This window comes from Actinokineospora sp. (assembly GCF_052390155.1).
Lineage (GTDB): Bacteria > Actinomycetota > Actinomycetes > Mycobacteriales > Pseudonocardiaceae > Actinokineospora.
Window position 1 is genome coordinate 1 of the sequence record NZ_JBQTHF010000099.1, and the last position, 7262, is coordinate 7262.

10 protein-coding genes and 1 pseudogene are annotated in these 7262 nt (G+C 72.3%); 1 reads left to right on the forward strand and 10 read right to left on the reverse strand.

Going from position 1 to position 7262, the window contains the following annotated elements; translation table 11 throughout:
* Positions 1–62 precede the first annotated feature (62 nt).
* The 7 genes from ACT4N7_RS26610 to ACT4N7_RS26640 form a co-directional block, all read right to left on the reverse strand.
* Complete coding sequence (locus ACT4N7_RS26610; RefSeq protein WP_444831601.1) at positions 63–557, reverse strand: DUF3558 family protein; 495 nt, start codon at positions 555–557, stop codon at positions 63–65.
* Positions 554–994: a hypothetical protein gene (locus ACT4N7_RS26615; RefSeq protein WP_444831602.1), complete on the reverse strand. Its 441-nt coding sequence runs from the start codon at positions 992–994 to the stop codon at positions 554–556. Before ACT4N7_RS26615 ends, ACT4N7_RS26610 begins: the two co-directional genes overlap by 4 nt.
* Before the next feature lie 19 nt (positions 995–1013).
* Positions 1014–1877 (reverse strand): hypothetical protein, encoded by an 864-nt coding sequence (locus ACT4N7_RS26620; RefSeq protein WP_444831603.1) that lies wholly within the window; start codon positions 1875–1877, stop codon positions 1014–1016.
* Positions 1867–2196 (reverse strand): hypothetical protein, encoded by a 330-nt coding sequence (locus tag ACT4N7_RS26625; protein WP_444831604.1) that lies wholly within the window; start codon positions 2194–2196, stop codon positions 1867–1869. The genes ACT4N7_RS26620 and ACT4N7_RS26625 overlap by 11 nt, the downstream gene beginning before the upstream one ends.
* A 123-nt stretch (positions 2197–2319) precedes the next feature.
* Entirely contained in the window at positions 2320–2664 is a 345-nt protein-coding gene (locus tag ACT4N7_RS26630; RefSeq protein ID WP_444831605.1) for a DUF952 domain-containing protein, read from the reverse strand.
* Complete coding sequence (locus ACT4N7_RS26635; protein WP_444831606.1) at positions 2661–3617, reverse strand: DUF5926 family protein; 957 nt, start codon at positions 3615–3617, stop codon at positions 2661–2663. The genes ACT4N7_RS26630 and ACT4N7_RS26635 overlap by 4 nt, the downstream gene beginning before the upstream one ends.
* A gap of 49 nt (positions 3618–3666) precedes the next feature.
* Positions 3667–4407 (reverse strand): glycerophosphodiester phosphodiesterase, encoded by a 741-nt coding sequence (locus tag ACT4N7_RS26640; RefSeq protein ID WP_444831607.1) that lies wholly within the window; start codon positions 4405–4407, stop codon positions 3667–3669.
* A 32-nt stretch (positions 4408–4439) separates the two neighbouring features.
* Here ACT4N7_RS26640 and ACT4N7_RS26645 point away from each other — a divergent pair, with 32 nt between their 5' ends.
* On the forward strand, positions 4440–5624 hold the full coding sequence (locus ACT4N7_RS26645; protein WP_444831608.1) for a cytochrome P450: 1185 nt from the start codon (positions 4440–4442) through the stop codon (positions 5622–5624).
* A 4-nt stretch (positions 5625–5628) separates the two neighbouring features.
* On the opposite strand, the gene ACT4N7_RS26650 is transcribed toward ACT4N7_RS26645, so the two are convergent.
* The 3 genes and pseudogenes from ACT4N7_RS26650 to ACT4N7_RS26660 form a co-directional block, all read right to left on the reverse strand.
* Entirely contained in the window at positions 5629–6450 is an 822-nt protein-coding gene (locus ACT4N7_RS26650; RefSeq protein WP_444831609.1) for a DUF4328 domain-containing protein, read from the reverse strand.
* An 88-nt stretch (positions 6451–6538) separates the two neighbouring features.
* Positions 6539–6868 (reverse strand): rhodanese-like domain-containing protein, encoded by a 330-nt coding sequence (locus ACT4N7_RS26655; protein ID WP_444831610.1) that lies wholly within the window; start codon positions 6866–6868, stop codon positions 6539–6541.
* 65 nt (positions 6869–6933) lie between these two features.
* Positions 6934–7262: pseudogene (locus ACT4N7_RS26660) on the reverse strand (cation acetate symporter); the annotation flags it as partial.

The following is a 7262-nucleotide window of genomic DNA, read 5'->3' on the forward strand; positions in this document are numbered from 1 at the left end:
TTTGTTTCGGCCCGCCCGGGTGGGGGGCCGCCCGCGGCCCCCCCCCCCCACCGGTCTGCGCCTTACCAGCCGAGCCGGGTCAGGACGGTGCTCAAGGTGTCCGCGGCGGCCTTGCAGGTGTCCTCGACGACACCGGACGGCGGCTTGGCGTCGAACCCGACCAACGCGGGCCCGGCCTCGACGTAGAGCCAACAGGCACTGCCCGCGGCGGACTTCTTGTACCCGGGGCGACCGGCGATCTCCAGCTTGTCCGAGGTCCGCTTGACGACCTCGTCCTGCGGTGGCGGCACGATCAGCAGCGTCACCGACCGGCCCTCCGCCGGATCTCCCCACACGCAGCGCGGCAGGCCGTTGCCGTCCTCGCGGTGCGGGTCCAATCCGCGCGAGGGCGCCTTCGCCTCGGGCAGGTAGGCCCGCACCTCCTCCGGCTTGAGCAGACCGCACGGGTCGACGTCCACAACGGACTGCTCCGAAGTGGACGGTGCGGCAGTCGAACCGCCGCCGCAACCCGAGACCGCCGCGACGCCGACCAGCACGGCCGCGAGGCGCCGCCTCACAGGAGATCCTTCCGAAACACCGAGTAGTCCTCGAAGTACTCCTCGTCGGTCGCGGCCCGGCGCGGTTGCTGCGCCGGGGTCTGGCCCGCCGGTCCGGGCTCGGACAGCGACTGCACTCGCACACTGGCCATGGAGTCCCAGGCCGCGACGACGTCCGGGTCGGACCGCGCGCCGCCCTCGATCACGTCGCGCCAGGTGAACGAGCCCTCGGCGATCCGCTGCGCCACCCACCGCCACTGCGCGGTCAGGCCCGGTCCGGTGACGAACTGGCGGAAGCTGTCCACCTCTTCGTCGGTCATCGGCTCGTCCGCGTCGTCCAGCCAGGCCAGGTTCCGATCGATCCGGTCGAACTGCGCGACCGCGTCCTCGATGCTGTTGTCGAGGTCGCGCTCGGCCCGGATCATCTCCGTGGTCTTCCAGTCCCTTGGCGAGGTCACCGGGGGACTCCCTTCCGGCCTAGAGGCCACCGGCCCGCGCCTGGGTGTCGATTTCGGTGAGCTGCTGGTCGAGATCACGCTGCGACTGCTCGAAGTCCGTCCGCGCCTGGTCCATGTCCTGGCGGCCGCTGTTGATCGTGTCCGCGATGGCCAGGACGTCGTGCGTGGAGTTGATCTCCGGGATGGTACCGACCGCGTCGAGCACCTCCTGGAACGCCTTGAAGTAGGCGTCGGCGTTCGCCACCAGGTCCGAGATCGTCTGGTGCAGCGCGAGCACGTCGTTGACCAGCCCGATGATCGCGTCGACGTCGCTCCAGTACGGGAAGTCCTTGAACCCGCTGGCGATCCACTCGACCGCGCCGACCAGCCACCCGATCGCCGGGACCGCCTTCGCCGCCAGCTTGATGATCCGGTCGATGATCCGGTCCAGGATCGAGACGACCTTCTCGGCGGCGATGATCGAGTACTCGGAGAGCTTCTCGAAGCCCTTCGCCATGTACTCGGCGCTCTTCTTGGCGATGAACAGCGCGCCGACCCAGGTGACCTCGATGTGGGTCTGGAACGCCGCCCGAGCGGGACCCTCGGTCCACGACTCGGTGATCAGCTTCACCTCGTTCTCGGTGACGTTGTTCGACACCTTGCCCAGCGACTCCGCCACGTGGTTCCACGCGTCGCCGTTGGCCGCGATCCGGTTGAAGTCGCCGGTGACCGGCTCGACCAGCGTCTTGTAGAGCCCGCCCTCGCCGAGGTCGGACAGGAAGTTGCGCCAGCACCAGTCGATGACGTCGGTGACGGCGTAGCTGCCGCGCAGCTTCTCCGCGAGCGGGGTGGTGGCCACCTCGATGTTCGCGGGCGTCACCTCGTCGACGTCGCTAAATGGCACGGTTGCCACCCCGGTTGGTGCGGTTGAGCCGCTCCTGGTTCTCGATCTCGGCCAGGCCGTAGTCGTACGCGGTCGCGTGCAGACCGTCCGCGGTGTTGCGCATCTTGTTCATGCCCATGCGGAACGCCGCGTCCACCAGGTTCAGGCCGACGAAATTCATCACGTCGGCCAGCGGTGAGAGCAGGAAAGTGAACCCGTCACCGTTGCAGCCCTCGTACCGCGCGTCCATCCGAATCAGGTCCAGATCGGACGCCACCCCCACGTGCAGATACCGCGCGTAGTCGCGCAGATCCCGGGCGATTACCTCTGTTCCCGCCATTGCCCCTCCCCAGTCATGCCTGCCACGTTCGGCGAGTAGACGCACGAACGGGGCGCCCCGGTTTCACTTTCGGCCGAATCTGGACAAATGTCGAGCGGTCGTCCCTCGATCGGGTAATGGGAATTACCCGCGCTCCGCGATCGACGCGGGCAGCGTGAACCGCCCGTCCGAACCGGGCGCGAACTCGTGCACCCCGACCACCGCCGCGGCCGGGATCGGCCCGTACACGTGCGGGAACCACGGCCCGTCCGGCAGGGCGGGCACCGCGGCCTCCCACCGCACCGGCACGCCGACCAGGGCCGGGTCGATCTCCAGCAGCACCAGGTCGGTGCGGCCCGCGTAGAGCCGGTTCGCGGGCAGGTGCACCGTGCCGGGGTCCGAGCAGTGCACGAACCCCTCGGTGTCCAGGCTCGGCGCGCGGACCTCGGCGGCGGGCCACCCCGCACGCGGGTGGATGTGCAGGATCATCGGATGGTGATCTGCCTGCCGAGCAGGCCGTCGCGCGCCCGGCGCTCTTCGCCGGTCAGCGGCTCCGCGTCCAGCGACGCCAGCGCCCGCTCGATGCGGACACCGAGTTGCTCCGCGCCCTCGGCCCACTCGCGGGCGTGCAGCTCGCGGTCGAGGTCCCAGACCGGCACGAGCAGGCCGTGCGCGCGGAACGAGCCCGCGTACCGCGAGCCCTCACCCAGGCCCAGCTCCCCGCGGGCGGACAGCCGGGCCAGCGCGGCCAGGAGCTGCTCCTCCGGCTCCGGGCGCACCCAGCGCAGGTGGGCCTTCTCGCCCGCGTCGACCCAGTAGGCCGCCGGGCCGATTCGCTCGGTCGGCAGGATGGCGCTGTTGGCCCGCTCCAGCGACAGCGCGACCTCGCCGGACGGCTCGCTGCCCTCGGGCATCCACCAGGTGAAGTCGCTGTGCACCGCGGCCTCGATCGGGGCGTCCAGGTCGACCAGGTCTTGCAGCCGCTCCGGCTTGTCGCCCGGGTCGGTCTCCGGGCCGACGACCGGCAGCACGTCGCCCGGCTCGGCGTCGAGCACCCAGCGCACCGCGCGGGCGAGGTCACGGCTGATGTCGTTGGACCGGGTCTGCACCTGCAGGCCGACGAACGCGACACCGTCCGCGCGGACCAGGGCCGCGGCGGCCATCGGCAGCACGGTGGCCAGGGTGACCTCACGGTCGCCGGTGACCAGCGGCAGCTTCGCGGTGCCCGACGGCACGAACTCGCGCAGCGCGATCAGCTCGCACTCCCCGCCGAGCCCCTCGAACGGCCGCGCGACCGGCACGTCCACCACGCCGCCCGCCGAGCCGTGGCACGCCTTGTAGCGCTTGCCCGAGCCGCACGGGCAGGGTTGGCGCGGCGCGATCCCCGAAGAGTCCTGCGCCTTGACCTTGCGGGCGTTCTTCACCGCGGACCGCCTGGACATCTGCGAACTCCTCATCAACACCGGAAACAATGCGTCGGACGCTACCCAATCAGCCCGCGCCCAGGACGGCACGGGTGGCCGCGGGCGCGTTCGTGGCGAGCCAGCGCACGCCGATCCGCGCGCACAGCCGGATGTCGGCTGGGTCGTCGACGGTCCAACAGTAGGTCGAGTTGCCGCGTTCGGCCGCGCGGGCGACGTAGCCGGGGTCGCGGCGGAGCAGGTGCACGCCGGGGCCGGGGTGGTCGGCCCAGCTCGGCAGCGAGCCGTCGCGCAGGATCGGCCAGAGCTGGGTGAACAGCAGCACGGTCGGCAGCGCGGGCGCGTAGGCCCGCATCCGGCGCACGGCCATGGCGGAGAACGACATCAGTACGACCGGCGACTCGGCCTTCGCCGCTGGCGTGGCCAGCCCGTGCCGGGCGAGCTGCGCCACCAGCTTGGTCTCCACCAGCCTGCCGTAGCGGACGGGGTGCTTTGTCTCGATGAACAGCCGGGTGTCGCGGCCGTGGTCGGCTACCAGGCCGAGCAGCGCAGCCAGGGTGAGCACGCCGAGTTCGCCGCCGTAGTCCAATTCGGACAGTTCGCGCAACGTCAGCTCGCTGACCCGGCCGGTGCCGTTGCTGGTGCGGTCGACGCGGCTGTCGTGCACGCAGACGAGGTGGCCGTCGCGGGTCAGCCGGATGTCGCACTCCAGCGCGTCGGCGCCCTGGTCGATGGCGAGCGCGTAAGCGGCGAGGGTGTGCTCGGCGAGGTGTGCGGACGCACCCCGGTGCGCGACGACGGCTGGCTGCACGGCCGGGATCATCGCACGCTTACCGTGGCACGGTGAGCTTCGACGTGAACGACCCCGAGTTCCTCGCCGACCCCTACCCGGTGTTCGCCGAGCTGCGCGCCAGGGGCGAGGTGCACCGGCACGACGGCCTCGGCTTGGCCGTGGCGGTCTCGCACGCGGCGTGCTCGGCCGTGCTGCGCGACCGCGCGCTCGGTCGCCTGTGGACAGACGTGGCCCCGGTCGAGGCGTTCGCCGCGTTCAACCTGCTGCACCGCGATTCGCTGCTGGAGAACGAGCCGCCGACACACACCCGGCTGCGTAGGCTGATCGCCGCCGCGTTCGCCCGCGGGCACACCGAGCGGCTGCGGCCGTGGGTGCAGGCGCTGGCCGACCGGATGGTGTCCGGGATGGCCGACCGGATCGCCGCCGACGGCTCGGCCGACCTGCTCGAACACCTCGCGGCGCCGCTGCCGGTCGAGGTCATCGGCGAGCTGCTCGGCGTGCCCGCCGACGACCGGACGCTGCTGCGGCCGTGGTCGAACGCGATCGTGAAGATGTACGAGTACGACCTGACGCCGGACTTGGCCGACGCCGCCGAGACCGCGTCCCACGAGTTCGTCGACTACCTGCGCGAGCTGGCCGAGTACCGCGCCCGGGAGCCCGCCGACGACCTGATCAGCGACCTGGTGGCCGTCCGCGACGGCGGCGACCGGCTCACGCAGGACGAGTTGATCGCCACCGCGGTGCTGCTGCTGATGGCGGGCCACGAGGCGACGGTGAACGTGATCGGCAACGGCGTGCACGCCCTGCTCGGCCACCGCGACCAGTGGGCGCGGCTGGTGGCCGACCCGGGCCTGCTGCCCACCGCCGTGGCGGAGCTGATCCGCTTCGACTCGCCGCTGCAGCTCTTCGTGCGCACGGCGACGGCGCGGGTCGAGATCGCCGGGCACGTGGTGGAGCCCGGCGCGAAGATCGCCGCCCTGCTCGGCGCGGCGGCGCGCGACCCGCTGGTGTTCGCCGAGCCGGACCGCCTCGACATCGGGCGGACACCGAACGCGCACCTGGGCTTCGGGGCGGGTATCCACTACTGCGTTGGCGCGCCGCTGGCCCAGGTGGAGATCGCCGCGGCCCTGCGCGCGCTGGTCACGCGGCTGCCGGAGCTGCGAGCGGCCGGACCGGCGGTGCGTCGGCCGGAGTTCGTGCTCCGCGGCCTGCACACCCTGCCCGTCACCGGGTGACCGGTCAGCGCTTGGCGCCCGTCTGGCGCACGGCCCGCAGGGGCGGCTCCGGGGCGCCGTCCACGCGCACCACCCGCATCAGCCGGACGGACGCCGGGTCGATGGGCGCGATCAGCGACGACAGCCGGGCCACGACCAACGCGGTCAGCACAGCGACGACACCGGCCGCCAGGTTGGTCGCCGCGTGCAGCAGCACGCCGTCCGCCTGGGCCTGCACGCCGGCACGGAAGCCCCACAGGACGGTCGCGGCGAACAGTAGCCCGCCGACCACCACCGCGGCCCACCACCAGCGCACCAGCCGCGTCGGCCGCGGGCGCTCCGCCACCGGCCTGCGCAGCACGGCGTGCTCCAGTTCGGCGACAACGGCGCCGGGCATCACGAGGTTCACCCCCGGCACCACCAGGCCGGGGAGCAGGTGCCAGTCGGGCCGGGGCGGGGCGTAGCCCGCGAGATCGGCCGCGGCGCGGCGGGCGAGGGCGAGCCACCACAGGGTCAGCATGATCGAGAGCGCGCCCGCCGCGATCGCCAGCACGGCACCCGAGACCACCAGGGTGTCCGAGAGATCGACGGTGGCGCGGGAAAGGGCGGTGCTCCTGCTGTCCACCAGCAGCACGTAACGCCACACCTCGGCGCCCGCCGCGAGCACCGCGACCACGGCCTGCATCCACAGCGCCGACACCGCCAGCCGCGCCCGGCCGCGGACCCGCTCGACCGCCACCGGCTCGTCGTTCGCGACGCCCGGAACCGACGTCGGCCAGCGCCACGCCAGCGCGGGGAAGCCCCAGCGCGGCGGGGTGGCGTAGGAGGGTGGGCCGAGGTAGGGCATGGCCCGCCGCACCGGCGCCGGGGGCGGTGACGAGCCGGGCGGCGGGGTCGCTACCCACTCGAATCGGTGCGGCCGGTGCGGATACACGCTAGATGACCTGCGGATCGGCACCCGACGCGCTGACCACCGGACGGCCTGCGGCCGCCCAGGACTGCATGCCGCCGTCGACGTTGACCGCGTCCCGGCCGTTGGCGTTGAGGTACTCGGTGACCCGCGCGGACCGCCCGCCCGACCGGCAGATCACGTTCAGGGCGGCGCCCGCGGGCACGTCGTCGAGCCGGGCGGCCAACTCGCCCATCGGGAGGTGGACCGCGCTCGGGGCGTGGCCCGCGTCCCATTCGTCCTGCTCGCGCACGTCGAGCAGGACCGCGTCGGCGGACAGGTCGGACACGGACACAGTGGGCACGTTCTGCGGCATCACGTGGCAATGCTGCCACGCGCGCCGGTAGGGCGCGGGTGAAGACGTACCCGCGCCCTCGACGGCTAATGCGCTGTGGCCTTCTCGGCGCCCGCGCCGGACAGCGCGCGGACCTCCATCTCGGCGTACTTGGCGTCGTCGCGCTCCTTCGACAGGACCGTGCCGAGCCAGCCGAGGAAGAACGACACCGGGATGGACACCAGGCCCGGGTTGGCCAACGGGAACCAGTCGAAGTCCGCGGACGGGAACATCGAGGTCGCCTTCCCGGACACGGCCGGGGAGAACACGATCAGCGTCACGCACACCCCGAGGCCACCGTAGATGCTCCACAGCGCGCCGGAGGTGTTGAACCGCCTCCAGAACAGCGAGTACAGGATCGTCGGCAGGTTCGCCG

What these genes read in the sequence shown, in the direction of transcription:
- ACT4N7_RS26625 (WP_444831604.1), bottom strand. Translation starts at nt 2,196, where the DNA reads ATGGCGGGAACAGAGGTAATCGCCCGGGATCTGCGCGACTACGCGCGG.
- ACT4N7_RS26630 (WP_444831605.1), bottom strand. Translation starts at nt 2,664, where the DNA reads ATGATCCTGCACATCCACCCGCGTGCGGGGTGGCCCGCCGCCGAGGTC.
- ACT4N7_RS26635 (WP_444831606.1), bottom strand. Translation starts at nt 3,617, where the DNA reads ATGTCCAGGCGGTCCGCGGTGAAGAACGCCCGCAAGGTCAAGGCGCAG.
- ACT4N7_RS26650 (WP_444831609.1), bottom strand. Translation starts at nt 6,450, where the DNA reads ATGCCCTACCTCGGCCCACCCTCCTACGCCACCCCGCCGCGCTGGGGC.
- ACT4N7_RS26655 (WP_444831610.1), bottom strand. Translation starts at nt 6,868, where the DNA reads ATGCCGCAGAACGTGCCCACTGTGTCCGTGTCCGACCTGTCCGCCGAC.